This is a genomic window from Exiguobacterium sp. s131, assembly GCF_018617345.1.
GTDB classification, from domain to species: domain Bacteria; phylum Bacillota; class Bacilli; order Exiguobacteriales; family Exiguobacteriaceae; genus Exiguobacterium; species Exiguobacterium profundum.
Genome location: NZ_JACSJX010000001.1, coordinates 1,412,655 through 1,439,399, shown reverse-complemented (window position 1 = coordinate 1,439,399; position 26,745 = coordinate 1,412,655). Strand labels below are relative to the sequence as shown.

Below are 26,745 nucleotides of genomic sequence, written 5' to 3'. Positions count from 1 at the left end.
TGAAAGAAGGTGACTAGATGCGAAAATCTCGCTCTGTCGAAGAAATCATAAAAGAATTAAGAGATGATCCTGGTTTTTCAAACCACGTACGTCATTGGCACACGGTCGATGCACGTCCGGCACAATATGCCCCAATTCCAGAGCAGGTGCCTGAACAATTGGTGAATGTACTTAAGAATCGTGGAATTGAACAGCTGTATACGCATCAAGCCGAGGCTGTGAAACAAACGGCGGCTGGCCATTCGACGGTCATCGTAACACCTACGGCATCTGGAAAAACACTGTGTTATAACTTACCCGTTCTATCCAAGATGATTGAAAAACCTACAGCACGTGCGCTTTATCTTTACCCGACAAAAGCACTCGCGCAAGATCAAAACAGTGACTTGATGGAGATGATCGAAGCCCTTGAAGGGAATTTGCGATGCTTCACTTATGATGGCGACACATCACCTGCGGCACGAACGAAAGTTCGCGATGCGGGCAATATCGTTATCACGAATCCCGATATGTTACATTCCGGCATCTTACCTCATCATACGAAATGGATTCGTCTTTTTGAGAACTTAGAATACATCGTCGTCGACGAACTCCATACGTATCGCGGCGTGTTTGGCAGTCACGTGGCGAACGTGTTTCGACGTTTAAAACGAATCTGCGCCTACTATGGTAGTCACCCAAAATGGATCATGACATCGGCGACCATCGCGAATCCGCTTGAACTTGCCGAGCTTTTGACGGAAGAAGAAGTCGTATTAATCGATCGAAACGGGGCACCTCAAGGCAAGAAACACCTTGTCTTCTATAATCCGCCTGTCGTCAATGAAGCACTCGGAATTCGTCGTAGCGCAACGCTCGAGACGAAACGAATCGCCTCAAGGCTCGTGGAAGCGAACATACAAACGATTGTATTTGCGCGGTCGCGCGTACGTGTCGAGGTGCTATTGACCTATTTGCAGGAACTAACACGGCGGGAGCTCGGACCAAAGTCTATTGTCGGTTACCGTGGCGGCTATCTTCCATCTGAACGCCGAGAAATCGAACGACGGTTGCGGAACGGGGAAATCAAAGCGGTCGTTTCGACAAACGCGTTAGAGCTCGGTGTCGATATCGGTCAACTTCAAGCATGCGTCTTAAATGGATATCCAGGGACAGTCGCTTCGTTATGGCAACAGGCTGGGCGCGCCGGTCGTCGGCATTCAGAGTCACTCGTTGTATTTGTCGCATCCTCGTCATCACTCGACCAACTCGTCGTCGAACAGCCGGACATGATTTTAGATCGCTCACCGGAAGCGGCACGTCTTGACCCGAATAACTTGATTATTCTAGTAGACCACATCAAATGTGCCGCTTTTGAGTTGCCGTTTCAAAAGGGAGAGCGGTTCGGAACAGTCGACACGGAAGATATATTAGAGTTTTTGACGGATGCTCACGTCTTACACGAACGGGCCGATAGGTACTATTGGATGACGGATTCGTTCCCGGCCCATGACATCTCGCTTCGGACGAGTGATCAAGAGAATGTCGTCATCGTCGATCAGACGGCGAAGCATCAAGTTATCGGTGAAATGGACACGTTCAGTGCCATGACGTTGTTACATGATGAAGCGATTTATTTGCATGGAGCCGAACAGTACCAAGTCGAAAAACTCGATTTTGAGGAGAAGAAAGCATATGTCCGCCGGGTTGACGTTGACTACTATACGGATGCGAATTTAGCAGTTGAACTGAAAGTACTCGAAGAGAACAAGTCAGACGGAGCGAAGACGTTTGGTGAGGTATCGGTCATCGCGATGGCCACCTTATTCAAGAAAATAAAATTCGGGACGCATGAGAACATAGGGTCGGGTCCGATTCATCTACCGGAGCGAGAGTTGCATACGACAGCTACATGGTTCACGTTAGATGAGCGATTCGCCTATTCGGAGGCGGACCTCGAAGATCAACTTGAAGCGGTCAGCGATTTGATGAGGCGACTTGCGCCACTTTATCTCATGTGTGACACGCTCGATTTATTCACTACGATTCAGATGAAGTCGACGCATACGAGTAAGCCGACCGTTTATTTGTACGACCGGTATCCAGGAGGCATCGGTCTCAGTGAGGCACTCTATAAAGATGCAGACATGGTGCTTGAAGCGGCAGAACGGACGGTATCCGACTGTCCATGTGAGAGCGGATGCCCCCGTTGTGTCGGCATGATTGGATACGGTGATTTCAAGCAGCAAGTCATCCGTCAGTTGCAAGCATTGAAAGGAACGATATGAAAGCTAAACTATCTAGATTAATCAAAACGAACGAACCTGGCCCAAAAGCTAAGGTCACGAGCCCTGACGAAGTGGAGCAACAAAAGTGGAAGGATCATGGGGGCGAGATTTTAACGTTTGAGGGGGAATGGTGTGTCCGGATTCGAAAGACATATCCGCTCGACGAGGTGTATCACGACTTCAAGTTTGGAGAAGCAAGAAAGATGATGCGTCAAACCGAGCACCCGTTTTTCGTCGTCGACTTAGAGCCCGACCAAGTCCTGTTCATGGATACGGAAACGACCGGGTTACGCGGTTCAGGAACATCAATCTTTTTGATTGGATTTGCTAGGATTCAAGAAGGACACCTTGAAATGATTCAATACGTGTTACCTCATCCGGCGTTTGAAACCGCCTTTTACTATCATTTCTTGCAGGATATCGGAGATGAGGTTCGTTTCGTTACCTATAACGGGAAATCATTTGATTGGCCCCAAATCAAGACGAGACATACATTCGTCAAATCCAGGGTGAAACAATTACCTTCAGTGGGCCATGTCGATTTACTTCACGCTGCAAGACGATTGTTAAAACCGAGGCTTGAATCGGTATCATTAAAAGCAGTCGAAGCATACTTCGGTCATGAACGAACGGACGACCTTCCTGGATTCTTGGCGCCGATGCACTATTTTCAATATATCAAAGAGCGGAATCCTGAAATATTGCTCCCGGTCCTCGAACACCATCATGCGGACTGTTTAAGCCTTGTCTCTTTGTATACACGTCTCAGTCAACTCGTTACGACCCCGGTAACTGATTTTGGAGAGGAACGTGCTCACTGGTTACATGACCTTGGCGAACAAGATCAAGCGCTGAGGGAGTTTGAGCAACTCTCGAGTCCATCGAAGCGTTCCATCATGCGGCAAGCGATGATATTAAAACGAGCTGGACGATTCGAGGAGGCCATTCCGCTATTTGAGTCGCTTCATACGATTGAAGGGTATGTCGAACTCGCCAAGTATGCAGAGCATAAACAAAAAGACATCTCTTTGGCGATTGATTACACAGAGCGAGCCATGAAGCTACTCGAACAAAAGAGAACAGTGCTACGTCAAACTATCGACCGTGAGAAAATGGAATTGGAGCATCGACGAGCTCGCCTAGAAAGGAAGCAAACATGAAAGTAGTAGCCGTCACAGGATATCGTCCTCATGAACTCGGCATTTTCAAAGCGGATCATCCAGGAATTGAAATCATTCAAGAGGCTTATCGGAAAAAGATACTTGAAGTCATCGAATTAGGTGCTGAATGGTTCATATTAAGTGGAACGAATGGTTGTGAATTGTGGGCTGGACAAGTATTGTTAGAGTTAAGAGAAACCTATCCGATTAAAATTGCCGTGTTTCCTCCATTCTTAAGTATGGACGAGCGCTATAAACCATTCGAACAAGAACTATTTGTGCAACTGCAACTCGAGGCAGACTTTTTTGAACCGCTGACACAGCGTCCATACGAAGACCCTAGTCAACTACGCGCAAAAACGGCATTCTTTTTAGATAAAGCAGAAGGATTGATCACCTTGTATGACGAAGAAACGGAAGGAAGTCCCCGCTTTTTAGTCGATGGGGCTCGGCGGAAGCCGAACATGGAAATTTTCCTAATCACACAAGAAGACTTACGAGTCATTGAAGAAGAAAAACAATGGGAACAACAATGGGAGTGATATGATGCAAACGGAATTAACAGCAGAAGCGATTTATAAACAAGAATTCAAGACGGCGTTACGTGGTTATTCACAAGAAGAAGTCGATCAATTTTTAGATGTCGTCATTCGCGATTATGAAAAAATGGCGAAAGAAATCGAGCGTCTTCAAAAAGAAAACGACTTGTTGCGACGGGAACCTGCGCCTGCGTCGGAACCAGTTAAACCAGCACAACCGGTTGCGTCAAATTATGACATGTTACGCCGTATCTCAAATCTCGAAAAAGCGGTCTTTGGAAAGCAAGTCGGTCCAAGCGAATAATGAATAGGGGGTGGAGTCTATGTTACAAGTGTTAACGGCCACGGAGAAACAACCAGTCAAACAACAGACAAAAAAGCTGTTTCGTGTGAAAGAAGAAGTGATGAAAGCACCAACCTGCTATACAGATCGTCTCGTCGAAAACATCAGACAAACATGCCGATTTGATTGGATGATGATTGAACAAGTCAAATTAGGGGATGATCTCGTTCATTACGTGCTCGTCGGACCTAAAGGCGTCTTCTTGATTCAATTAAATCGAACTCCAGCCCCCGTCCATATGACGAACCGGGAATGTCGAACCGAGACCTCGATGGGGTGGAAACAGGTTTATCCTCATCCTGTCACGGAATTAGAACGGATGACCAAACAAGTGCGGTCACGATTAAAAAAAGAATGTAATCAAGCAATTCCCGTCTATTCGTTTTTAATCTTCCCAGAAACGGAACGATTAAAGTTAGAACGAATTAAGGCGAATTGTGGAGATTCATTCGCTCTGGTGGATCAGGTGATTAGTAAAACGAACCTTCAGACGTTGACAGAGCCGCTCGTCAAACAAATCGCCTATTATTGTTCTGAGCGACAAGTACATAAATAAGAAGAAGGCCGAATACCAATCATTCGGCCTTCTTCTTATTTTAAAAGTTCTCTTGCTTTTGCTGCATCATCTCGGTGTACGAACAGTGCAACGCGATCGTCCAAGTTTTTTGCGAGCGGTTTTAATAACTTGCCGGTCGGAAGTCCTTGTTCCACACGACAGGTGATGCCCCGCTCGGTCAAGTAATGATAATCACCTAAGAGTTCTTCACCTTGTTTCCCGAATGCTTCACCGAAACGAACCCACTTCAAGTTGCGAATTGTTCGAATCGTGACCAAGATGACAAACAAAATGGCGAGCGCGATGATCAATAATGTTTCCAATGCTTTCAACCCCTTCTTTACACAAGTTTAATGGTGTGGCGAGTTGAAAGCAATATGGAGCGAACGGTATACTGAAATGGAAAAGAGGGATGAAATGAAAAAACCGATTCAATCGAGACGAGAGGCAATCTCACTACTAGAAAATCAGCAAGTACTCTATATTCGAATTCATAACGGACAAACGGGCATGATCAAATCGACAGAGGAAGGTATCATCGTGGCCATTCCAAATGAAGAGACAGATCAAATCGATTTTCGAAAACTAGAGGACATCGAGGCGTTTGAAGCGTTTTATGATTTGACGCTCTCGAAACCAGGGATTTTGTATGTAAACGTTGAAGAATAATGACATGGAGAGCTTCACCATTTCGGTGGGGCTCTCCATTTATACACGTTTAAGAGGAAGGCAGCCAGACAGCTAACTTGTCCTGTAACGGCTTTAGGCGAACATGATGTTGCTTATGCAACAAATAACCGTCTGGGCGAATGACTAGTATGCCACGTTTCATAAAGAGGGATTTGGCAAGTTCGTTCCCTTGATCAAAGAACGGGCGACTCGTCTTAGATAAGGTGATGGTTTGAATGAACGGTTGGTTCTCGTTCAAATAGTCATAGATGGATGACAAATCACGTTTCCCATCGTCAAATACAAGCACTTGAAACCGTCCGTCCGCGATTTCCGATATTTTAGTCCGAAATCCGTCATCCGTTCGTAAAATCTCTGTCTCCGGAAAAATTTTTCCTTCCGCGACGCGACGAAACGGTAATCGTAGCGCATTCGGATACGATAAATGAAGTTGAGAGATCCGTTCGGTGATTTTTTGGTTGATGAGATTGACACGTGTGAAGACATCGGCACCGATTGCTTGGAACGGTAAAAGCATCGGAAGTGTCGTCTGTAACATCTCCGTAGCGATATTCGTCGTCTGTAGCACGTTACGGGCTACGTGCTCCCGCTCGTCCCGATAAGTGGACACAACGTGATGGGGAGCGCCAGTTTTGAGATGCAACCATAGTTTCCAACCTAAGTTGAAGGCATCTGCAATCCCAGTGTTCATCCCTTGTCCACCGACCGGGGAGTTAATATGTGCCGCATCCCCCATGAGAATGATGCGGTTGTGAATGAACGTATCGACCATGCGATTATGCACGCGGAATAAGGAGAACCATTCAACGTCGCGAATATGGACCGGCATATGACTGCGTTGTTCCACCAATTCTTGAAGGTCCGATTCTTGGAATGATTCATCCGTTCTCAAGTTTCCTGTGATGCGAATCGTTTCATCAGTGAGCGGGAAGACTTCGAGCACTCCACGATCCGAGAAAAAGATATGAACCTCTTCACGGGATATCGGCCAATCAGCCTTCAAATCGGCTAGCACCCAAGCCTCTTTGAACGATTTACCACTAAACGGAAGGGCGAGCATCCGACGAACCGAACTGTTGGCTCCATCGGCGGCGACAACGTATTTCGCTTCAACAGCACGAGTTCGCCCGTCTGTAGCGGTCAAATGTGCGATGGTACGGGATGGGTACTGGGTGATGGATGACAACGTTTCACCGCGCTTCACAACATGACCATGTTTTTGTAGAGCACGTTCTAATATGTCTTCGGTTTCATTTTGACGTAATAACGTCACGAACGGATATGGGGTCACGAGTTTGGAGAATTCAAGTTTTGCTGTCCACTGTCCCGAAAAATATAGATTCCCCCGTTCAATTGTTCGGGCACGTTCTAGCACTTCTTGAGCAACATCCAAACGAGAAAACACTTCGATGGTCCGCGGCTGGATCCCGATAGCTCGTGAATTATCCGACGGGGTCGTCTTACGATCAATGATTTGAAAAGATACGCCATATCTAGCTAAAGTGAGTCCGAGCGTCAGGCCGGTTGGCCCGGCGCCGACAATCAATACATCTACTTGTTCGTCCACGCTGATCAACTCCTATCATTAATAATGATATTTCCGACATTGGCAGCGACTAAACGAAAAGTAGGGTATAGAGCGGTATATGATATTCGATGATGGAAGGTGAGTGAACATTGTGCAGCCATGGATCACAGAAGAACAGATTCGAGATAGTTTTACAATGGATGAAGATTATGAACAAACAGCTGCAGTGTTAATCCCACTCGTTCAGATTGATCAGGATTGGCACGTCGTGTTTGAAGTACGAGCTCACACGATGCGACAGCAGCCTGGGGAGATATCATTTCCAGGAGGACGCCTCGAAAAAGGAGAGACGCCCGTTGAAGCAGCAATACGAGAAACTTGTGAAGAGTTAGAGGTTTCTGCAGATAAAGTAGAGGTCGTAGGCAAATTGCGACCGCTTGCTACGCCGCATCGCCAATTGATTTATCCGTTTGTCGGAATCCTATCGGAAGTACCAAGTGTAGAAGGGACGGATGAGGTCGATCATTTGTTTACCGTACCGGTTTCCACATTGCTCATGATTGATCCATTCCACGGAGAAATGGAATGGACGATGAGTCCGGATCAAAATATTCCACTTGATCGATTGGCGAATGCTAAAGCGTACGAAAAACGGGTAATTAAAATGAGAGAACCTTTTTATGAGCATGAAGACTACATCATTTGGGGACTTACTGGAAAATTCTTGACACAATTTATTAAACGGATAAAAGAAAACGTATTCAAACGGTTATAATTTCGTTATAATGATAGAAACAAATTTAGATTGGAAGTGAATGGGTGTGTCTGAAGAATTCCTCGTAGGTGATATCGTGAAGTCGACTCGTGAAGGATGGGTCGCTGAAGTGACCGCCGTACTGACCAATACTGTGATCGGTGACGTCTCGATTATGGAAGAGTTTCAACAGCTCGGACTCGAATTCGAGAAACAAGTTTTACTAAAATCAGAATTGGAATTGATTGAACGCGCCAGCTGACCTTTTTCTGAAAGGGATGATTCAGGTGTCCATTGACAAAAAAGTACGTGAATGGCAAGAGGCGGGTTTATTGGATGAAGCGACGGGGTTAAGACTAGTCGACTATGAACATAAACGACGGGCGGCTAGTGAGCAACATGACCACAAGCCGCCCGTTTTGGTCATTGTCGGATCCATCTTGTTGGCTCTTAGCCTATTCAGTTTCGTCGCAGCCAACTGGCAAGCGATTCCCGACCTGTTGAAAATCGGTTTGTTTCTTCTTTTTATGGTTGGATTCTATGTCTTTGCCGAGCGGATTCGCTTGAAAACACCAAAATATGTCACGCTGTTACGTGTACTAGGGTTCGTTTTCTTTATCGCGACCATGGCGGTCATATTCACGACGTATAATCTGTCTGGCCAATTGACTCTATTGTTCTGGATTATCTTTGCGATGGCAGTACTTCATCGCATCTTGTATGAGCACGTCATATTCTCCATGATCACCGCAATCGCTGCATTTTTAGCCATCACCAATAGTTTCGAAAGCATCGGGCTGATTTTGATTGGGATTGCTCTAATCGTGACATGGGTATGGTTCCATTTCGTCGATGAATCGTTGGACCGCACGTTCGCATGGCTAACCTTTTATGGCCTTCTCAATATTTTCGGCCAGTATATCGATTATGAGGGAAGACTGTGGCCGCTTTGGTCACTCGTCATCTTGCATGCATTGCTCTTATTCTATCGAAAACAAGCCGCATGGCAAGCAACGTATCTGTTCACTGCGGCCGTTCTATCAATTGGGTATTTAATTAACGTGACAGAAAGTTGGCTCTCTCAAAGACCGCCTTCCGTCATTGAAGCGACACTCTTGTCGGTTGCACTCGTTGCCGTCTATTTGATTCATAGACGGAATGATCTTCTGTGGGTAAGTCTGCTGGCAGTTATCCCATTTGCACTCTTTGAAGATTCAGGAGTTTTACTGGCAATCATCATCGAAGTGATTGCACTTGCTTACTTGATTCGCCAAGACGTGACACGACGACCGACAATTTTCGCCTTCATCTATTTCTTAATCGTTCAAATGACAATTTACTTCATCTACGTGTGGGATCGGCTCGACATCTCACTCTTCTTCTTGATTGGTGCGTTAATCGTCTTTGCGTTGTCACTCGCACTATGGTGGCGTAATCGAACGAGAGGGGATGTGACGACATGAAACGATTTTCTGTTTTGCTTGTCCCGGTTGCTCAAGTCTTGATTGCCATCGTCTTTGTGATTCTTGTCTATGCCATATCGTGGGTCGGGGAGACGTACACGTTTAAAGGGTCTTCGTTCGAACCGTATGACCCTTATTTTGGGGATTCCATCTATCTCGAATATGATGCCTTCAAAGGACGACAAGATGTCGAAACCGGAACGGTATATGTTTCCTTTAAAGAAGGGGAAGAGGGTTATGCAGTCATCGATCGAATTGAGTCGAAACCGTTTTTTGGTGGTATTCGGGCAAACTATTATGATCGACTTCTTTATATAGAAGAAATGGGTTCGTATCGTGTGTCGGAAGATGAGATGGATGCGATAAAAGGAAAGCAGTCGTTCACGGTTCAAGTTGATGTCGCACCGTGGGGTATGCTCAGAACGTATGAAATTGAGCCAAATGAATAAGCGTTAATCATGACAGGAAGATTACAGGTTTGTTACACGATTGATTGTAACGAATCTGTAATTTTTTTGCGAACCCATGGAATATCAACGTAGATTTCAATTATTACAATCTGTAACCGATTTTTTTGTCATATGTCAGGAATGTTTCACTTCGATAAAATCACTACTTTGACGGGACTTCTCGTGGTAAATTAACATCTGTTCGTTACATAACGAGAAAGGTGATGACCTTACTACGATGAAATTATTAAAATATATGATCGTCATTGGAGCTACGATAATGGGGTTGTTCACATTCATCGATCAGGCAGATGCTGCACAGATCGGAATCGGGACAGAACAGAAAATCGTACAAAACCCGCTTGAACTAGAACGCCAAGCAATTGAAGAAAAACGACAAAAAGAAATCGCCCGCCAAAAGAAACTTGCTGAAGAAAAACGCATCGCAGAAGAGAAAAGGATCGAAGCAGAACGTCTTGCGGAAGAGAAAGCAAAAGAAGAAGCAGAGAAAGCAAGACTTGCGAAACTTGAAGCAGAACGAAAAGCGGAGGAAGAGCGAAAAGCAGCGGAACAGGCAACAGCTGCAAAAACGTCGGCTTCTGCCACTCAATCAGTCAGTGCAACACCAGTATCTACATCTAAAAAAGTCATTACAGTCGAATCGACCGCTTATTCAAATGATGTTGCGGATAACAAGGCGTACGGCGGTCGTGTATTAACGGCCACGGGTCATGATGTGACTGATTCGATTTATTATAACGGAATGCGAATTATCGCCGTCGACCCAGCCATCATTCCTTTAGGGTCAAAAGTCCACATCCAAGGTGTCGGTGATGCAATTGCCCTTGATACAGGTGGTAGAATAAAAGGACATATCGTCGACCTACTCGTCGATTCAAAACAGGACGCGATCCAATGGGGGCGTCGACATATTGAAGTAACGCTATACTAAAAATCAGGTTCTCCAATTAGGAGAGCCTTTTTTTGTTTAACAAAGTAGAGAAACGGGCAAAATACTATTTGAATTTCCATTTTGGAAATAGTTGAGGAGGGATCAGGTTGATTGAGTTTCGTGATGTATCAAAACGTTATGAAGACGGGACGTTAGCCGTCAAAGATTTGAGTTTAACTGTAGAAAAAGGAGAAATATTTGTATTGATCGGTCCTTCAGGTTGTGGCAAGACAACGACGATGAAAATGGTCAATCGATTAATCGATCATACGGACGGAAAAATTATAATCGATGGAAAAGAAATCTATCAATTCGATATTTTTGAACTACGCCGTAATATCGGTTATGTCCTCCAACAGATTGCATTATTCCCTCACTTAACTGTGGAAGAAAATATCTCTGTCGTACCGGAATTATTAAAGTGGAAAAAAGACCGAACAAAAGAACGAGTGACCGAATTGATGAAAATCGCCGGACTAGACCCGAAACTTCGCTCGAAAAAGCCAGCAGAATTATCAGGAGGTCAACAGCAGCGCGTAGGCGTGTTGCGTGCTTTAGCTGCAGACCCGGACGTCATCCTCATGGACGAACCCTTTTCTGCGCTTGATCCGATCAGCCGTGGTCAATTGCAAGATGATATTAAGCGCTTGAATGACGAACTTGGCAAAACGATCTTGTTTGTCACACACGACATGCAAGAAGCGATGAAGCTTGGTGATCGCATCGCGTTAATGCGTGATGGGGAACTCATGCTAGTCGGTACACCAGAAGAAATCTTGGCGAGTGAAGATCCGTTCGTCTTAGAATTTACACAACGTGGAAGAGGTGAGCTAGATGCTTGAGACGTTCCAAAATAGACAAGGACAACTTGTCGAGGCACTGATTGAGCACTTGCAGCTCTCTGTCGTATCGCTTTTGATTGCCGTCTTAATTGCCGTGCCATTGGGAATCTGGCTGACGCGCCGTAAGAAAATCGCCGAAACCGCCATTGGCGTCACCGCGATTATTCAAACGATTCCGTCGCTTGCCTTACTCGGATTAATGATTCCACTCGTTGGAATCGGAGCATTACCTGCCATTATAGCGCTTGTCTTATATGCGCTGCTCCCTATTTTACGAAACACGTTCACTGGGTTGAATGAAGTGGATAAATCGTTATTAGAAGCTGCTCGAGCTTGTGGGATGAAACCGAATCAAAGTTTGATGAAAGTCGAACTTCCACTCGCGCTCCCGGTCATCATGGCTGGTATCCGTACAGCGATGGTCTTGATTGTCGGGACTGCGACGCTCGCCGCTTTAGTCGGAGCAGGCGGACTCGGTACATTGATCTTGCTTGGGATTAACCGGAACGACAATTACTTAATTTTACTCGGTGCCATCCCTGCCGCCATTTTGGCACTCCTATTTGACTTCTTGTTGCGTCAGATGGAAGGTGCGACAGCGACACGCAATAAGACGAAGTTGATTGCCGTCTCGACCGTACTCGCGCTCATCATCTTCACACCGCTTGCGTTTGGTCGTTCGCAACAAACAGACTTGGTCGTTGCCGGAAAACTTGGTCCTGAGCCAGAGATATTAATGAATATGTATAAATTATTAATTGAAGAAGAAACGGATTTGACCGTATCGGTGAAACCGAACTTTGGGGAAACAACATTCGTATGGGGGGCCCTCCAGTCAGGGGATGTCGATATTTACCCTGAATTCACTGGGACCGCACTCGCGAGTCTCGTCAAAGAAACGCCTGAGTCAAACGATGCCGGTGAAGTGTACGAGCAAGCAAGAGAAGCGCTTGCGGAAGATGGGTATGTGATGCTCGAACCGATGAAATTTAACAACACGTATGCACTCGCGATTCCACGTGATTATGCAGAGGCGGAAGGCATTACGGCCATTTCTGATTTACGGAATGTCGAGTCGGACATCAAGGCCGGTTTCACGCTTGAATTCACGGACCGTGAAGACGGATACCCAGGACTTCAAAACGAGTATGGATTTGATTTCCCATCTGTCGTCTCGATGGAGCAAAAATTGCGCTATCGTGCCATCTCACGAGGAGATGTCAATTTAGTAGACGCCTATGCGACGGACCCTGATATTGCCGAGAACGACCTGGTCGTCTTAGAAGACGATCGTCAATTCTTCCCACCATACCAGGGAGCGCCACTCATGAAGGAAGAGACACTTGAAGAGTATCCAGAAATCGAGGATGCGCTCAATCAGCTCGCAGGTAAAATCACAGACGAACAAATGTCTGAATTGAATCGACGGGTCGCGTACGGAAATGAACGCGCGTACGATGTAGCGAAAGACTTCTTAGAACAGGAAGGATTACTATGAGAGCTTTGATTATTTCGAATCCGAAGTCCGGTACGAGCGAAACGATGCTCGGCGAAGTCATCGGAACGATTGAATCGCTCTATAAAGAAATCATCATCAAAAAGACACAGGAAATCGGGGACGCGCTCCGATTCGCCGAAACAAGCGAATCGTTCGACCATCTGATTGTCATTGGCGGGGACGGTACGCTAAACGAAGTAGTGAATGGGTTAATGACCTTAGAGCGCGACGAGCGTCCGACAGTCGGCATCATTCCAGCAGGAACATGTAATGACTTCGCACGAGCGCTTGAACTGCCAATTCAACCGACACAGGCTGCTCAAATCATTCGTTCCTCTCACGAACAATATGTCGATGTCATTCAAGTCGATGAGATGTATGCGCTCAATTTCGTAGGCGTCGGTTTGATCGCGGATACATCTCGTCAAATCGATCCGGATGAAAAAGAATCATTAGGCTCAATCGGATATTTTTTAGCGACCATCCGTCAGTTCCGTGAAGCGGACCCATTCAACATCACACTTCGGCGGGGCAGTGAAGTAATATATGACGGTGACGTTAGTTTTCTCTATGTTGGGAACGGGAGTTATCTCGGTACGGTCCCGACCAAACTAGAGACACAATCGTTTTCCGATGGATTGCTAGAAGTCGTTCATAGTTCGGCAATCGGATTTCCCATGATTCGACAGCTGTTGGCCCAACAACTCGGTCTCGATCAGAAGTCGACGGAGTGGAATCACTTCCAGGCTTCTCATATCGAGCTAGAATTGAATGCGCCACAAATCATCGATGTCGATGGAGAGCACTTCGAAGCAGACAAATTGTCGATCCGAATTCGAGAGCGTGCCCTCACCTTTTTAACGCCATAAAGCATCAACAGAGAAAAGTATTCAGACTTTTCTCTGTTTTTTGTTGTTCTCATCTTGGAACCATGTTAGTATTTCACTATTATTATGAAAATGAAATGAAAAACAGGAAGTAGGGGTAATCATGGCGCAAAATTCATTCGCCTCAAAAATTGGATTCATACTAGCTGCCGCAGGGTCAGCAATCGGTTTAGGTGCAATCTGGAAATTTCCATATGTCACCGGAACGAGCGGGGGCGGTGCCTTTTTACTCATGTTTTTGGCGTTCACATTATTGCTTGGTCTGCCATTATTAATTGGAGAATTCATTGTCGGACGTTCGACTCAAAAGACTGCGCTTCTTGCTTTCAAACAGTTAGGGCATGGCCGTTGGACCATTATCGGCTACTTAGGTGTCCTTGCTTGTTTCTTGTTACTTTCCTTCTATAGTGTCATTGGAGGATGGGTCCTCATCTATATTGGACTCGGTTTAGGTGGGACGCTCAGTGGACGTTCGGCAGACGAATTTGGTGAGGTGTTTGGGAACGTCGTATCGACACCTGAAATTGCCGTACTCGGACAATTCTTGTTCCTCTTAATCACACTCTTAATTGTCTTACGTGGCGTTGAAGCAGGGATTGAACGAATGAGTAAAATTTTGATGCCACTTTTGTTCATCAGTTTCTTAGTTCTCGTAGTCCGCTCGTTGACGCTTGACGGGGCGATGGAAGGCGTTCGTTTCTTCTTACAGCCTGACTTTTCTGCATTGACTGGCGAATCGATATTGTTTGCCCTCGGACAGGCGTTCTTCTCCTTATCGTTGGGGGTGGCAGCGATGCTGACATATGCGTCTTATATTAAGACGAAAGGAACATTGAACCGTTCAGCGAACATGATCGTCTTATTGAACATTGCGGTTTCACTTTTAGCAGGACTAGCCATCTTCCCGGCAGTCTTTGCATCAGGTCTTGATCCGGCTGAAGGTCCGGCGTTACTCTTCGTCGTTCTACCGGCAGTCTTCAACCAAGTACCGCTCGGTGGATTCTTCATGGTCTTGTTCTTCCTATTGTTCGCTTTTGCATCGATTACATCATCGATTGCCATGTTAGAAGTCGTCGTCGCAGGTGTGACCGATCGTTTGAATGAAAAGAAATCCTCATGGACGAAAAAGAAAGTGACGGTGACAGCCGCTCTTCTCGTCTTCATCGTGGGAGTACCATCCGCGCTGTCATTCGGACTCTTAAGTGATGTACAGATTTGGAACGGTCGGACGTTCTTTGATACGATGGACTATCTCGTCAGCTATATTTTAATGCCGACGGGTGCACTCTTGACTTCCATCTTTGTCGGTTACGTCGTTGACCAACGTGTCCTAAAGGATGAAATCGAAACATCAAAACCTGGTGTGAAGCTGTACCCAATCTGGCATGCACTTATTCGCTATGTCATTCCTGTAACCGTCGCGATTGTTATGGTTTCAACATGGATGACCACGTAACAAACGAACTGTAGACTCTATGAGTCTACGGTTTTTTTCGTTTCGCAACGGGAAAGTAGTCGATATAGGTAGTTGATTCTACACCTGTGGACGGAGGTATCGACGAATTTTATTATGCTAAAATGATAGGGATGACGAAACTTTTGTTGAATGGTTTCGTAATGTACAATAGAAGTAACATGAGATGAGGTGAAAAGAATGAAAACATGGATGAAATGGGCCCTGACAGGGGCAGTCATATACTTTGCCATTAACGTATTCGATTTCTCCTGGTTATTCATTATTGTAGGGGCGCTCGTCTTGAATGAAGTATGGTCGACGAACAAGCGCAAACATCGTCAACGTACACCGACAACGGTGGCAAAACGTGCCAAGAAGAAACTGTTACTCGATGAGGAAGAATCGTTTTCTGGATCGAGAATTTTAAAACCGATCGAAGAGCCGATGCCTACGCGACAGTTCGAGGCGACAGACGATTTAGAGCTTCAATTTTTGCAACGGACGATTGAGCAAGGATATGAGAAGTTACAACAGATCGACCGTGTTCTTCCAGATATTAAAGATGTAGAAGTGAGGCGTGAAATGAAGGCCGTCTCGAAAGAAGCGCACGAATTGTTCGAAGAATTATTCGAAAATCCACAAGACGCAAAGCATGTTCGAGACCTGTTCACATTCTATTTAGATTCCCTCGTCTCGGTCGTCTTGAAATTTAAAGAGCTTGAAGGAAAACGAGTCGTCATTCAAGAAGAGACTCGGGAACAATTAATCACAAATATGCGACTAATTGTCGATAAATTTAAAGAACAACGCGGACGTCTCCTTGAAGATGACGCCGTAGACTTTGAACGTGAACTGATCATGATGGAGCGCGTCTTGTCTGATCAGCCGGAAGGGAGAAAGAAACATGACTTCATCGAATGAAACGAACTGGCAGTCATGGCCGGAAGAAGAACTGACTTCTGATACGAAAACAAAAACGGAGACGGAGGGGTTCAGTGACCCATCTGTCGAATGGTCATCCGTTACACAGTCACATGAAGTGCCAGCCATTCAAGCGAAACCAGACGTGCCTCAAGAGCATCGCGAGCGCATCACACGATTGGCTGAATCCATTGATATTAAAAAGACAGACTCTGTTATGTTGTTCGGGTCGAATGTCCAGCGCGAACTTTCCCAATTCTCTGATCAAATTTTGACGGAAGTGCGGATGAAAGATGGCGGCGATGCCGGGAAACTGTTGTCTGACTTGATGCAAAACGTCCGTAAGATGGACCCAGATATGCTTCAACCGGAAAAAAAGAGTTTCATGGATAACATTCCGCTCATCGGTCGTGCGAAAAAGAAGGCTGAAAACTATAAGCTTCAGTTCGAAAAAATGAATGTCTATTTGGAAGAGGTCATCCATAACCTCGATCGTGCGAAGTTTGGTCTCATGAAAGACATCACGATGCTCGATCAAATGTATGATAAGAACAAGCGATATTTCGAAGAGTTGAACGTCTATATCGCCGCGGGTGAGACAAAACTTGACCATGTACGGGAACACGAGATTGCCCCGTTACGTCAAGAAGTAGAAATTTCTAAAGATCAATCGAAGCTTCAACAATTGAACGATATGATTCAATTAGCGGACCGTTTTGAGAAAAAGTTGCACGACTTAAAATTGAGTCGTACCATCAGCCTTCAAATGGCACCTCAAATTCGGGTCATTCAGCAGAATAACCAAATCCTCGCTGAAAAGATCGAGTCAGCGGTCGTCAACACGATTCCGCTTTGGAAAAACCAAGTCGTTCTTGCACTCAGCTTGACGCGCCAGAAAACGGCACTTCGTATGCAGCAGGACGTGACGAAGACGACAAATCAACTGCTTGAGCAGAACTCGAAGATGCTCAAAGATTCATCGATTGAAATTGCTCAAGAGAATGAAAAAGGGATTGTCTCTGTTGAATCACTGAAAGTCGCTCACGAGAACTTACTTTCTACGTTGGATGAAACATTACGCATCCAGCAAGAAGGGAAGCAAAAACGTCGTGACGCCGAGCGCGAACTTGACCGCATGGAGCACGAATTGAAGGAGAAGGTCATCGAAATCGCTTCGAAAAATAAAGAACTACCAAAGGACACTGGATACTAAGGGGGAAGTCTGAGCAATCAGACTTTCCTTTTCGACGAGGAGGGACTTGAGTGGAGAAGCAACGATTGTGGGATGAGACGTGGTTATTATTCGCTGATATGATGGCCGAGCGGCACTCGAAGTGTGCATCGAAGAGTGTGGCCTGTGTCATTGTAAAAGACGAAAAACCGATTTCAATTGGTCTGAATGGTACACCATCTGGTCATACGAACTGTAATGAAATCTATATCAAGCAAGAAGATGGGTTCTATAAGCATGCCGACTATGTTGCATCGACGGATCTCGATATGATCAACGAACCGGCACGACTCATCCGAGATGGCGTGACATATATCAAGTGTACAGACCCATATGATCACCATCACTGGTCGAAGCAACATGAAATCCATGCGGAAATCAACGCGATTGGAAAACTCGCTGCCGATTCAACGAATGCATTTGGTGCGACGGCGTATGTCACGCATTCACCATGTCATGCCTGTTCACTCGCATTAATTGCGGCACGCGTCGCGCGAGTCGTTTATGCTGTCGGTTATGAGCATGGGGATGGGTTAGAATTGATGCGTGAAAGCGGAATTGAAGTGTTACATATGCCACTTGAGAAAATGTACAAAAATACATTGTAAACGTTTTCATTAGATGATATAATATTAATGTACTGCCAATGGTGTTTTACTCTTCCATTATTCGCCCCTTCTCGGAGGGGCCTTTTTTTTTGTTCAAAATGAGGTGAGACAAACTTTACACATAATGTTCAATATTTCACAATATACACTTTAAAATCTCTTATATAATAAAAGTAGATTCAAGAGAGGGGAATTTACACATGGAAAAACTCGTTCGCTTTACAGATGGTGCATATGAAGTAGAGGCGTTGATCACACTCGAAGAAGTGTGGGAAGATAAATTTGCGATTGGCATGCACAAGGAGCTTGCCGTCAAATCATTAACCATTAACGGAAATGAAGTATCAGAGATTAAACATGTTCGTGCACTCCTTCGATACTATCCGACGCTTGGTGTATCAGGAATCTTGTTGGCATTAGATAAGGCGGCTGCTGAGATTGTCGCATTGTCGAAAGATCAAGATCCAGCGCTCCAATACGTTGAACTCGTGGCCATTCAAATGGACGAGGAAGCGACAAACGACTTGAAAACATTATATGCGGCAATGTGATCTCAATTGGGTGAACCATTTCACCCAATTTTTTATTGCATCTTTTATTCCTTATGGTATGATGTTTACAGATGAAGAAATGGAACGCCATATCGTTGTCAACCATAAGCATGGGGATCTAGATAGCTAGATCGCTGTCAAAAAGCCACGTTCATAGGAACGTGGCTTTTTTTTGTTCAATGAAGTCGAATCCAGCCGCCACATCTTGAGCAAGGTGCGCATCCGAACCCATCGTGAACGGGATGTGCAGGTCGTTCGCGGATTTTGCAAGTCCGGCGATGTAAGGTACCCCACAATCCGGTTTTCTGAGTCCGGCCGTGTTGAAGTCAAGTCCGAATCCCCGGTCGGCAATCATCTGTAACAGACGTATTTCTTCCTCTTTTACTTTTGAGCGGTCCCATTCATAGTTTCTTTGATACTTTATCGGGAGATCGAGGTGTCCGATACGAGCGACACGGATGTCTTCCCACGAAAATGAGAGACCCTGTTCAATCGACTCATAATAAGCTCTCAAGACGCTCTCGAATGAGCCAAACGCTTTGATGAGTTCATCAAACGTCTCGGCAGAATAATCAATCGGCATATAGGCGCCATCTCTATATAGGAAATGCTGCGATAAAATGACTTCATCAATCAATGGTGCGAAAGGCTTGAGTAAGGCAATGGTCTCTTTCTCTAAATGAGGCAATAAGTCGACTTCTAATCCAACTTTAATGTCGATAACCGCTTGATACTGCTGTTTCATCTGATGCAACGTATCGAGGTATTCTGGAAGTAGATCAATCGACATCGCCGAGTCTTGATTCGGGACCGGGTCGGTGAACGATGGGGGGAAAGGCGCATGTTCTGTGAACGTCATCGTTTGCAAGCCTTTTTCGATTCCGACTTGAATATAGTGTTCAAGCGGGTCATTTGTACCGTGTGGACAAAAAGGGGTATGCACATGGCCATCGTGGGTAAAGTTAAACATCGATTACACGTCCTTTTCAGTTCATTTGGTTGACAGGTGTTTATCTGTTTGATAAATTTAACACAATACTTTAGTTTGGTAAAGTGATAACAAGATAAAGGGTGGTTATGATGATTTGGTCAAATTCAAAAGGTTCGATTCCAGAAGGCTGGTATGAACTTCAATCAGGAGATGTCATCCGTCCAAAACGATGGATGTTGTCATTTTTAGAGAAGGCAGAGTCGAGCGGCTACGCAGTCATCGATCCACCGCTTCTCGAATACTATTCACATTATCAAAATTTAGCGCTCTTTGACGAGTCAGCCTATTATCGATTGTTCGGGAACGACGGGGAACTTCTCGTCATGCGCCCTGACTATACACTACAAATCGCAAGAAAGTTAGCAGACGGTCATGAACCGATGCGTGTCGCTTACGCTGGTGCCGTCTATCGTCGGACGGTCAAACATTCCGGGCAACCCCATGAACGGCAACAGCTTGGACTCGAATGGGTCGATGGCGAAGAGAAGGACAGTCATCTGATTGAATCCTTTCTCGATATGACGGAAGGAGTCCTGCCTACCGAACGTTTGACCATCAAAATTGGGTCAGCAGCCGTCATCTCGCTCATCGCGAAAGAGACAGGGATTCAGGAACGGACATTCCGAAAAATCTTAGCACTTCGAAACTTAGAATCATTACGTGAATTAGCAGAGACGTATGGCTATCCGTTGATTGCGAAGCTGCCCTTTTTAATCGGGAATTCTGCACTCGAAGAATTACGGGCTGAGGCACCGGAATCTTTAAAAGAAGCCATCGGTGAAGTGGACGAGGCAGTAAAACACTTACGTACCATCGGTTTAGAGGTGTCTTACGATTTCGGTCAAACGGGAGACTTTGATTACTACTCAGGATTGACCGTGACGGGAAGTGTGGAAGGCAAGCGTGTCCTTTCAGGAGGACGATATGATTCACTGTATGGACATTTTGGACACTCGAGACGAGCGTTCGGCATGTCGCTCGATTTAGAACGGTTAGATGAGGTGATCAAATGAAAGTAGCGGTCGCGAAAGGTCGGATTGAAAAAGCAGCCCGTCAATTTTTTGTCGAACGTGACTTACCCGTATGGCCGGAGAAGCGGGGACGTGAGTTGACGGTACAAGCAGGAAATCATGAATTCATTTTCGTCAAAGGGGACGACGTCTATAAATATGTGATGCATGGAGCGGCAGATGTTGGCATAGTCGGCGGTGATATTTTACGAGAAAAAACGCCAGGCGTACTCGAAGTCGTCGATTTACCGTTCGGTCGCTGTCGAATGGCCGTGTGTGGTCCAAAAGTTCGACGTAATGGAACGAAAAAATTAAAAGTGGCGAGTAAATATCCGAATATCGCCATATCACACTTTGCATCGAAGCGACAAAACGTAGAAGTCATTGCATTGAACGGGTCAGTCGAACTGGCTCCGTTAACGGGACTCGCTGATTGCATCGTCGACATCGTCGAGACAGGCGCGACGTTGGCTGCAAACGACTTGGAAGAATACGAGACGATTTTTTCAATCAATGCAAAATTCATCACGAGTGAGACAGCTTTAGCGGAACAGCCTGACGAATTGAAGGCGTGGATTCGAAAGCTGAGTCAGGAGGAGAACGCATGAGTACAGAAACGAATCGCTCAAGGCGCGAAGCTTGGGCCGAAGCCGTGAAACCGATCGTGGAATCGATCGAGGCCCGCGGAGACGAAGCGCTGCTTGAGTGGACGAAACAATTCGACGGGGTCGACCGAATCGAATCGGTCGATTTGGCAAGCTTTAATCCGCCAGTCGCGTATGCTGAATTGACAGAGGCGCTGACGTTAGCAGCAGAACGGATTCGTGCATTTCACGCGCGCCAAGTCCGACAAGACGATGCGTTCGAAGATACGATGTTCCGCCTTGGGAGACGCTATATGCCACTTGATTCGGTCGGAGTTTATGTACCGGGTGGGACTGCCGTCTATCCGTCGAGCGTCCTGATGAACATCATTCCGGCGAAAGTAGCTGGCGTTAAGCGAGTCGTCATGGTCACCCCACCAAAAGCAGATGGGATTGACATTTCCCTCTTGATTGCAGCAAAAATTGCAGGTGCCGATGAGTGTTTTCTGGTCGGTGGGGCCCAAGCCGTGGCCGCACTGGCATACGGGACAGAAACGATTCGTCAAGTTGACAAGATTGTCGGCCCAGGAAATGCATATGTCGCGACGGCGAAGGCTCTCGTCTCACACATCGTCGGTATCGACTCCGTCGCCGGACCGTCCGAAGTGTTAATCATTGCCGATGAGACGGCGAACCCGAAGTGGGTTGCCGCCGACCTACTCGCACAAGCGGAACATGACGTCGAGGCGACTGCGATTGCGCTCGTCACGTCAGAAACACTCCGCGATCAAATCGAGCAAGAACTTGAGCGACAATTAGTGCTATTACCACGCCAAGACATTGCAAGAGATTCGTTGAAGCGTGGCGGCGTCTTGTACCGGACAATCGAGGATACGATCGAGTACGCGAATACGATGGCCGCGGAGCACGTCCAGTTGGCCGTCAAAGATCCTGAGGCGTTGATGCGGGCAATCCGTCACGGTGGTTCGTTCTTCCTCGGACATGAGGCGGCCGAAGCATTTGGAGACTATATCGCTGGACCGAACCATGTCTTGCCGACGAGCGGGACTGCCCGCTTCTCTAGTGGACTATCGGTCGATGACTTTTATCGCCGTCAGACGTTCCTTGAGATGACAGAACTGGATGAGACGATTACAAAGGCAGCGATTCGAATCGCCAAACAAGAACAATTAGAAGGACACGCCCGTGCGATGGCTGTTCGGATGGAGGACGCATGAGACGAAATTATCAGAACATCCCACGCTATGTACCTCATGCCGCTTCGGGATATGCGCTCAATCAAAATGAAAGCCAATATCCGTTACCAGAACGTCTCGAACGAGCTATTCGAGACGTATCACTCGAGGCACTCAGCCGTTACCCAGTCGAAGAATTGCTCGCTTTAAAAGCAAGCTATGCTGACTATGCGGGAGTCGAGCCGACACAACTCATGGTCGGCAGCGGGAGCGATGAGCTATTGGCCATCTTGAGTCAGGCAATTTTGGATACGGAAGACCGTGTGGTCGCACCGGCCCCCGATTTTTCGATGTATGGGATCTACACACAAATTGCCAGAGGGCACTTCACACAACCGGACGAACAGGGTTTGCGTTACGAGACGTTGATTGAGGTCATTCGAGCAACCGAGCCTAAACTCGTCTTGATCTCGAATCCGAATAATCCGACCGGTAAGATGTGGACACTAGACGAATTGTCGGACATTGCGACACGTGTACCGTATCTGGTCGTGGATGAAGCCTATATTGATTTCACAATGAAAGATTCATTTGTGTCTCGATTGAGCGAATATCCGAACGTCATCATCTTACGGACGTTATCGAAAGCGTTCGGTCTTGCGAACCTCCGGATTGGTTTCATGATTGCATCTGAAGAAATTATCGAACAGATTGACCGGTTCCGTTCACCGTTCAACGTGAGTGGACTCAGTGCCGCTGTCGCCAACGTCGTCTTACGAGATGAATCTTATATTCAAGAGTCGATTCAGTTCCATACGGCGCAACGTGAGAAGTTAACGGAGTTGTTACGACCAGTCGGTGAGATTTTACCGAGCCGTGCCAACTTTATCTATGTCAAAACGGATGATAGTGAAGGATGGGCATCCCGCTTCCTTGATAAAGGGGTCCATGTACGTGCTTTTCCCGATGGACTACGTGTCAGTGCAGGGACAGACGAGGCGTATGCCTTGATCCGACAAACGATTGAAGAGGTGAATTCTGTTGAGAACAGCTGAACTAAAACGTGAAACGAAAGAAACGAAAATTGACATTCGATTAAATCTAGACGGAACGGGTGAAAGCTCCATTCAAACGGGGGTCGGCTTCTTCGATCACATGTTGACGTTGCTCGCTTTTCACAGTCAGATGGATTTAGACGTGAAAGTCGAAGGCGATACGTGGGTCGATGCCCACCATACGGTCGAGGATGTCGGGATCGCACTCGGTCAGCTCATCGCCAAGTCACTCGGGGATAAAGTCGGAATTCGCCGCTACGGGTCGAGTTACATGCCAATGGATGAGACGTTAGCGCGAGCGGTCATTGATGTGTCAGGACGCCCATTTCTCGTCTATCAAGCGGATATTCACAATCCGAAGCTTGGTGACTTTGATACCGAACTCGCTGAGGAATTTTTCCGTGCCGTTGCCATGAATGGTCGACTCACACTTCACCTTTCTGTTCTGTACGGGTCGAACTCACATCACATGATTGAAGGGTTGTTCAAAGCGTTCGGACGAGCGCTTGCCGAGGCGGTCTCTAGCAATGGGACGAACCGTCTCCCTTCTACGAAAGGATGGATCGAAGGATGAAAGTAGCGGTCATCGATTATGGTATGGGAAACGTATTTAACGTCGAACGTGCGTTACAAGCCATCGGTTGCTACGTCGTGATCACGAACGATGCAAATCAAATTGAAGAGGCGGATGCCGTTTTACTTCCTGGGGTCGGTGCCTTCCCGCAAGCGATGCAATCGCTCGAACAGACGGGTCTTATCCCACTCTTGCAACAGATGGCGACGGAAAAGCCATTTTTAGGGATCTGTCTTGGGATGCAGCTCTTGTTTGATTCGAGCACGGAAGGTATGCCGACAAAAGGTCTCGGGTTGATTCCGGGAACGGTCGAACGGATGCGAGCGAAGCGTCTCCCACACGTCGGATGGAACTCGATCCTTCGCGATGAGGATGTCTATTTTGTCCACTCTTACCATGCCGTGACGGCGGACGACTACATTTTGGCGGCAGCTGATTATATGGGTGAGAAAGTTCCGGCAATCGTTCAAAAAGGGCTCGTGACGGGCATGCAGTTCCACCCGGAAAAGAGCGGGACGTTCGGTCTCAGCTTACTTCAAGAATGGAAGGAGGCGGTCGAGCGTGAGATTACTACCCGCCATTGATTTGATTGGAGGCAAGATCGTCCGTTTGACGGAAGGTGATTTTTCTACGGAAGAACAATACGGAGATCCGTATGAATTATTAAAAGCGTGGCAAGGGAAGGTCCCGATGATTCACTTGATTGATTTAGAAGGAGCCAAGGCAGGTGAGCCGCGTCATTTAGACGTTGTCCGTTATGCGAAGTCTCTAGGGTTCCTTGTCCAGACAGGAGGAGGAATTCGTTCAGAAGCCGCACTTGATGCGGTCATGGAAACCGGTGCGGATCGCGTCCTTTTAGGGACGAAGGCGTTTACGGATCCTGACTTTCTAGACAAAGCGATTGAAAAGTATGGCAAGCGAATCGCTGTGGCACTCGATGCCTATGACGGGAAGGTCGCCATTAACGGATGGCAGGAAGCGACAAAACTCGATGACATCTCGGTCGCTCAAGACCTTGTCAAACGGGGGATCGAAACGATTCTATATACCGATATCGGATCCGATGGGAAACTGAATGGACCGAACGTTTCTCGCATGAAGGCGTTACGTCAAATCGTCAACGTCACATTGATTGCCTCAGGCGGTGTGACGACTGAAGAGGACGTAAAGGAACTGAAGATGGCGAAAATTGATGAGGCTGTCGTCGGGAAAGCACTTCTGTCCGGTAAGGTGAGCATCGAAGAACTGATTGAATGGGAGGCGCGTTATGCTTAAACGCAGAATTATTCCATGTCTTGACGTGAAAGAAGGTCGTGTCGTCAAAGGGATTGAGTTCGTACAATTACGAGACATCGGTGATCCGGTCGAAATCGCGAAATATTACGATGAGTCCGGAGCCGATGAACTTGTCTTTCTCGATATCACGGCAAGTACGGAGCGTCGCCAGACGATGCTCGAGGTCGTCAGTGCGGTAGCGCGGAAAGTATTCATCCCGCTGACGGTCGGAGGTGGGATTCGTTCACTCGAGGATATCTCGTCACTATTAAAAGCAGGGGCGGACAAAGTATCGTTGAACACGCTCGCTGTAGAAACCCCAAGTCTCATTCGTGAAGCGGCCGATCGTTTCGGTTCACAATGTATCGTCGTCGCAATCGACGTAAAGTTTGAAGATGGCGAATATTATGTGTACACATATGGTGGAAAACAGAAAACGGACCTGTTGGCGGTCGAATGGGCGAAACAAGTGGCCGTGCTCGGTGCGGGTGAACTTCTTGTCACGTCCATGAACCAAGATGGAAAGCAGAGCGGTTATGACCTTGCGATTTTAGAACAACTTCGTGAAGTCGTCGACATTCCGATTATCGCATCCGGTGGGGCAGGCAATGCCGAGCACGTAGTCGAAGCGCTTGAGAAAATCGATGCCGCATTACTTGCATCCATCTTACATGACCGAAAAACGACAGTAGAAGAGGTGAAGCACGTATGCACGAGTCACAACTTGCCGATGCGGTTCGTTTCGACGAAAATGGACTGATTCCCGCCATCATCGTCTCAGACGACGACGGGGCGGTCCTCATGCTCGGATATATGAATGATGAGGCAATCCGAAAGACGCTTCGTGAACGGGTCGTCACGTTCTGGTCTCGTTCAAAAGGTCGGCTTTGGATGAAAGGGGAGACGAGCGGAAATACACTGGACGTCGTCAGCATCCACATCGACTGTGACCAGGATGCGCTTCTCGTTCGTGTTCATGCGAATGGCCCGACGTGTCATACCGGTAATCGAAGCTGTTTCTTTACGGAGGTGAACGTATGATTCATGAATTGGAACAATTGATTCAATCTAGAAAAAATGAACCGAAAGAAGGTTCGTATACGACTTATTTATTGGAACAAGGCGTTGAAAAAATCGCGAAAAAGTTCGGGGAAGAAGCGTTTGAGGTCGTCATTGCTGCCATGACGGATGAAGACTTGGTTGAAGAGTCAGCCGACCTTCTGTATCACTTACTCGTCTTGTTAGCAGCCAAAGGTGTTCGTTTAGAGGATGTGGAAGCGTTACTCGCCAAGCGTCACGGTACTACCACACCGGCGAAACCACGTCGTGACGTCACGGAATGGTAAATAAAAGAGGAAGGAGACG

At 46.6% G+C, this 26,745-nt stretch carries 29 protein-coding genes and 2 pseudogenes; 28 read left to right on the top strand and 3 right to left on the bottom strand.

Translation table 11 applies throughout. The annotated features are described in order from the left end of the window. Window positions 1–17: 17 nt before the first annotated feature. The 5 genes from KNO69_RS07465 to KNO69_RS07445 are packed head-to-tail and all read left to right on the top strand — an operon-like array spanning window position 18 to window position 4,865. Entirely contained in the window at window positions 18–2,267 is a 2,250-nt protein-coding gene (locus KNO69_RS07465; protein ID WP_214817156.1) for a DEAD/DEAH box helicase, read from the top strand. Next, the gene (locus KNO69_RS07460; protein WP_214817154.1) at window positions 2,264–3,427 is read left to right on the top strand and encodes a ribonuclease H-like domain-containing protein; all 1,164 of its coding nucleotides are present in this window, start codon (window positions 2,264–2,266) and stop codon (window positions 3,425–3,427) included. Before KNO69_RS07465 ends, KNO69_RS07460 begins: the two co-directional genes overlap by 4 nt. Continuing rightward, window positions 3,424–3,969: an SLOG family protein gene (locus KNO69_RS07455; protein WP_214817152.1), complete on the top strand. Its 546-nt coding sequence runs from the start codon at window positions 3,424–3,426 to the stop codon at window positions 3,967–3,969. Before KNO69_RS07460 ends, KNO69_RS07455 begins: the two co-directional genes overlap by 4 nt. Window positions 3,970–3,973: 4 nt before the next feature. After that, window positions 3,974–4,270: a cell division regulator GpsB gene (gpsB, locus tag KNO69_RS07450; RefSeq protein WP_214817150.1), complete on the top strand. Its 297-nt coding sequence runs from the start codon at window positions 3,974–3,976 to the stop codon at window positions 4,268–4,270. 19 nt (window positions 4,271–4,289) lie between these two features. Beyond that, a complete protein-coding gene (locus tag KNO69_RS07445) occupies window positions 4,290–4,865 on the top strand; it encodes an NERD domain-containing protein (RefSeq protein WP_214817148.1) in 576 nt (191 codons plus the stop codon). A gap of 35 nt (window positions 4,866–4,900) precedes the next feature. On the opposite strand, the gene KNO69_RS07440 is transcribed toward KNO69_RS07445, so the two are convergent. Continuing rightward, the gene (locus tag KNO69_RS07440; RefSeq protein WP_074037157.1) at window positions 4,901–5,188 is read right to left on the bottom strand and encodes a hypothetical protein; all 288 of its coding nucleotides are present in this window, start codon (window positions 5,186–5,188) and stop codon (window positions 4,901–4,903) included. Between the two features lie 94 nt (window positions 5,189–5,282). Between KNO69_RS07440 and KNO69_RS07435 the strand changes: the two genes are divergently transcribed. Continuing rightward, window positions 5,283–5,534, top strand: a complete 252-nt coding sequence (locus KNO69_RS07435; protein ID WP_074037156.1) for a hypothetical protein — start codon at window positions 5,283–5,285, stop codon at window positions 5,532–5,534. 49 nt (window positions 5,535–5,583) lie between these two features. Here KNO69_RS07435 and KNO69_RS07430 read toward each other — a convergent pair whose 3' ends face one another. Further along, entirely contained in the window at window positions 5,584–7,122 is a 1,539-nt protein-coding gene (locus KNO69_RS07430) for an FAD-dependent monooxygenase (RefSeq protein ID WP_196430589.1), read from the bottom strand. Window positions 7,123–7,225: 103 nt separating this feature from the next. On the opposite strand from KNO69_RS07430, the gene KNO69_RS07425 reads away from it, so the two are divergent. The 13 genes and pseudogenes from KNO69_RS07425 (at window position 7,226) to KNO69_RS07365 (ending at window position 18,695) form a co-directional block, all read left to right on the top strand. Further along, window positions 7,226–7,858 carry an NUDIX hydrolase gene (locus KNO69_RS07425; RefSeq protein WP_214817146.1) on the top strand — a complete coding sequence of 211 codons (633 nt, stop codon included), beginning with the start codon at window positions 7,226–7,228 and terminating at the stop codon, window positions 7,856–7,858. 40 nt (window positions 7,859–7,898) lie between these two features. Next, a complete protein-coding gene (locus KNO69_RS07420) occupies window positions 7,899–8,099 on the top strand; it encodes a DUF2187 family protein (protein WP_012726121.1) in 201 nt (66 codons plus the stop codon). 16 nt (window positions 8,100–8,115) lie between these two features. Beyond that, window positions 8,116–9,300, top strand: coding sequence for a DUF2157 domain-containing protein (locus KNO69_RS07415; RefSeq protein WP_251124934.1), 1,185 nt, complete (start codon window positions 8,116–8,118; stop codon window positions 9,298–9,300). Continuing rightward, window positions 9,297–9,749, top strand: coding sequence for a GDYXXLXY domain-containing protein (locus tag KNO69_RS07410; protein ID WP_214817140.1), 453 nt, complete (start codon window positions 9,297–9,299; stop codon window positions 9,747–9,749). Before KNO69_RS07415 ends, KNO69_RS07410 begins: the two co-directional genes overlap by 4 nt. Window positions 9,750–9,987: 238 nt before the next feature. Beyond that, the gene (locus tag KNO69_RS07405) at window positions 9,988–10,701 is read left to right on the top strand and encodes a 3D domain-containing protein (protein ID WP_251124885.1); all 714 of its coding nucleotides are present in this window, start codon (window positions 9,988–9,990) and stop codon (window positions 10,699–10,701) included. A gap of 107 nt (window positions 10,702–10,808) precedes the next feature. Continuing rightward, window positions 10,809–11,525 (top strand): annotated as a pseudogene (locus tag KNO69_RS07400) (ABC transporter ATP-binding protein); the annotation flags it as partial. Window positions 11,526–11,535: 10 nt separating this feature from the next. Then, complete coding sequence (locus KNO69_RS07395) at window positions 11,536–13,041, top strand: ABC transporter permease/substrate-binding protein (protein WP_214817132.1); 1,506 nt, start codon at window positions 11,536–11,538, stop codon at window positions 13,039–13,041. Further along, on the top strand, window positions 13,038–13,910 hold the full coding sequence (locus KNO69_RS07390) for a diacylglycerol/lipid kinase family protein (RefSeq protein ID WP_214817130.1): 873 nt from the start codon (window positions 13,038–13,040) through the stop codon (window positions 13,908–13,910). The genes KNO69_RS07395 and KNO69_RS07390 overlap by 4 nt, the downstream gene beginning before the upstream one ends. Window positions 13,911–14,031: 121 nt before the next feature. Continuing rightward, entirely contained in the window at window positions 14,032–15,384 is a 1,353-nt protein-coding gene (locus KNO69_RS07385; RefSeq protein ID WP_214817127.1) for a sodium-dependent transporter, read from the top strand. A 198-nt stretch (window positions 15,385–15,582) separates the two neighbouring features. Next, window positions 15,583–16,305, top strand: coding sequence for a 5-bromo-4-chloroindolyl phosphate hydrolysis family protein (locus KNO69_RS07380; RefSeq protein WP_012726129.1), 723 nt, complete (start codon window positions 15,583–15,585; stop codon window positions 16,303–16,305). Next, complete coding sequence (locus KNO69_RS07375; protein WP_078146774.1) at window positions 16,289–17,518, top strand: toxic anion resistance protein; 1,230 nt, start codon at window positions 16,289–16,291, stop codon at window positions 17,516–17,518. Before KNO69_RS07380 ends, KNO69_RS07375 begins: the two co-directional genes overlap by 17 nt. A 50-nt stretch (window positions 17,519–17,568) precedes the next feature. After that, complete coding sequence (locus tag KNO69_RS07370) at window positions 17,569–18,144, top strand: deoxycytidylate deaminase (protein ID WP_078146775.1); 576 nt, start codon at window positions 17,569–17,571, stop codon at window positions 18,142–18,144. Window positions 18,145–18,344: 200 nt separating this feature from the next. Continuing rightward, window positions 18,345–18,695, top strand: a complete 351-nt coding sequence (locus KNO69_RS07365) for a hypothetical protein (RefSeq protein ID WP_078146776.1) — start codon at window positions 18,345–18,347, stop codon at window positions 18,693–18,695. 151 nt (window positions 18,696–18,846) lie between these two features. Here the strand turns inward: KNO69_RS07365 and hisJ are convergent, their stop codons facing one another. Continuing rightward, on the bottom strand, window positions 18,847–19,665 hold the full coding sequence (gene hisJ, locus KNO69_RS07360) for a histidinol-phosphatase HisJ (protein ID WP_214817124.1): 819 nt from the start codon (window positions 19,663–19,665) through the stop codon (window positions 18,847–18,849). Between the two features lie 110 nt (window positions 19,666–19,775). On the opposite strand from hisJ, the gene KNO69_RS07355 reads away from it, so the two are divergent. The 9 genes and pseudogenes from KNO69_RS07355 to hisIE all read left to right on the top strand — a co-directional run bounded on the left by KNO69_RS07355 (window position 19,776) and on the right by hisIE (window position 26,726). After that, window positions 19,776–20,699, top strand: coding sequence for an ATP phosphoribosyltransferase regulatory subunit (locus tag KNO69_RS07355; protein ID WP_214817121.1), 924 nt, complete (start codon window positions 19,776–19,778; stop codon window positions 20,697–20,699). After that, window positions 20,696–21,304: an ATP phosphoribosyltransferase gene (hisG, locus tag KNO69_RS07350; protein ID WP_012726135.1), complete on the top strand. Its 609-nt coding sequence runs from the start codon at window positions 20,696–20,698 to the stop codon at window positions 21,302–21,304. Before KNO69_RS07355 ends, hisG begins: the two co-directional genes overlap by 4 nt. Then, window positions 21,301–22,518 (top strand): histidinol dehydrogenase, encoded by a 1,218-nt coding sequence (gene hisD, locus KNO69_RS07345; protein ID WP_214817118.1) that lies wholly within the window; start codon window positions 21,301–21,303, stop codon window positions 22,516–22,518. Before hisG ends, hisD begins: the two co-directional genes overlap by 4 nt. After that, window positions 22,515–23,531 (top strand): pyridoxal phosphate-dependent aminotransferase, encoded by a 1,017-nt coding sequence (locus KNO69_RS07340; RefSeq protein WP_214817115.1) that lies wholly within the window; start codon window positions 22,515–22,517, stop codon window positions 23,529–23,531. The genes hisD and KNO69_RS07340 overlap by 4 nt, the downstream gene beginning before the upstream one ends. Then, the gene (hisB, locus tag KNO69_RS07335; protein ID WP_214817113.1) at window positions 23,518–24,105 is read left to right on the top strand and encodes an imidazoleglycerol-phosphate dehydratase HisB; all 588 of its coding nucleotides are present in this window, start codon (window positions 23,518–23,520) and stop codon (window positions 24,103–24,105) included. The genes KNO69_RS07340 and hisB overlap by 14 nt, the downstream gene beginning before the upstream one ends. Next, window positions 24,102–24,689 (top strand): imidazole glycerol phosphate synthase subunit HisH, encoded by a 588-nt coding sequence (hisH, locus tag KNO69_RS07330; protein ID WP_214817110.1) that lies wholly within the window; start codon window positions 24,102–24,104, stop codon window positions 24,687–24,689. The genes hisB and hisH overlap by 4 nt, the downstream gene beginning before the upstream one ends. Further along, complete coding sequence (gene hisA, locus KNO69_RS07325; protein ID WP_031423919.1) at window positions 24,667–25,380, top strand: 1-(5-phosphoribosyl)-5-[(5-phosphoribosylamino)methylideneamino]imidazole-4-carboxamide isomerase; 714 nt, start codon at window positions 24,667–24,669, stop codon at window positions 25,378–25,380. The genes hisH and hisA overlap by 23 nt, the downstream gene beginning before the upstream one ends. Then, window positions 25,373–26,140, top strand: a complete 768-nt coding sequence (gene hisF / locus KNO69_RS07320) for an imidazole glycerol phosphate synthase subunit HisF (protein WP_214817107.1) — start codon at window positions 25,373–25,375, stop codon at window positions 26,138–26,140. Before hisA ends, hisF begins: the two co-directional genes overlap by 8 nt. Continuing rightward, window positions 26,089–26,726: pseudogene (gene hisIE / locus KNO69_RS15480) on the top strand (bifunctional phosphoribosyl-AMP cyclohydrolase/phosphoribosyl-ATP diphosphatase HisIE). The gene hisF and the pseudogene hisIE overlap by 52 nt, the downstream one beginning before the upstream one ends. Window positions 26,727–26,745: the final 19 nt, after the last annotated feature.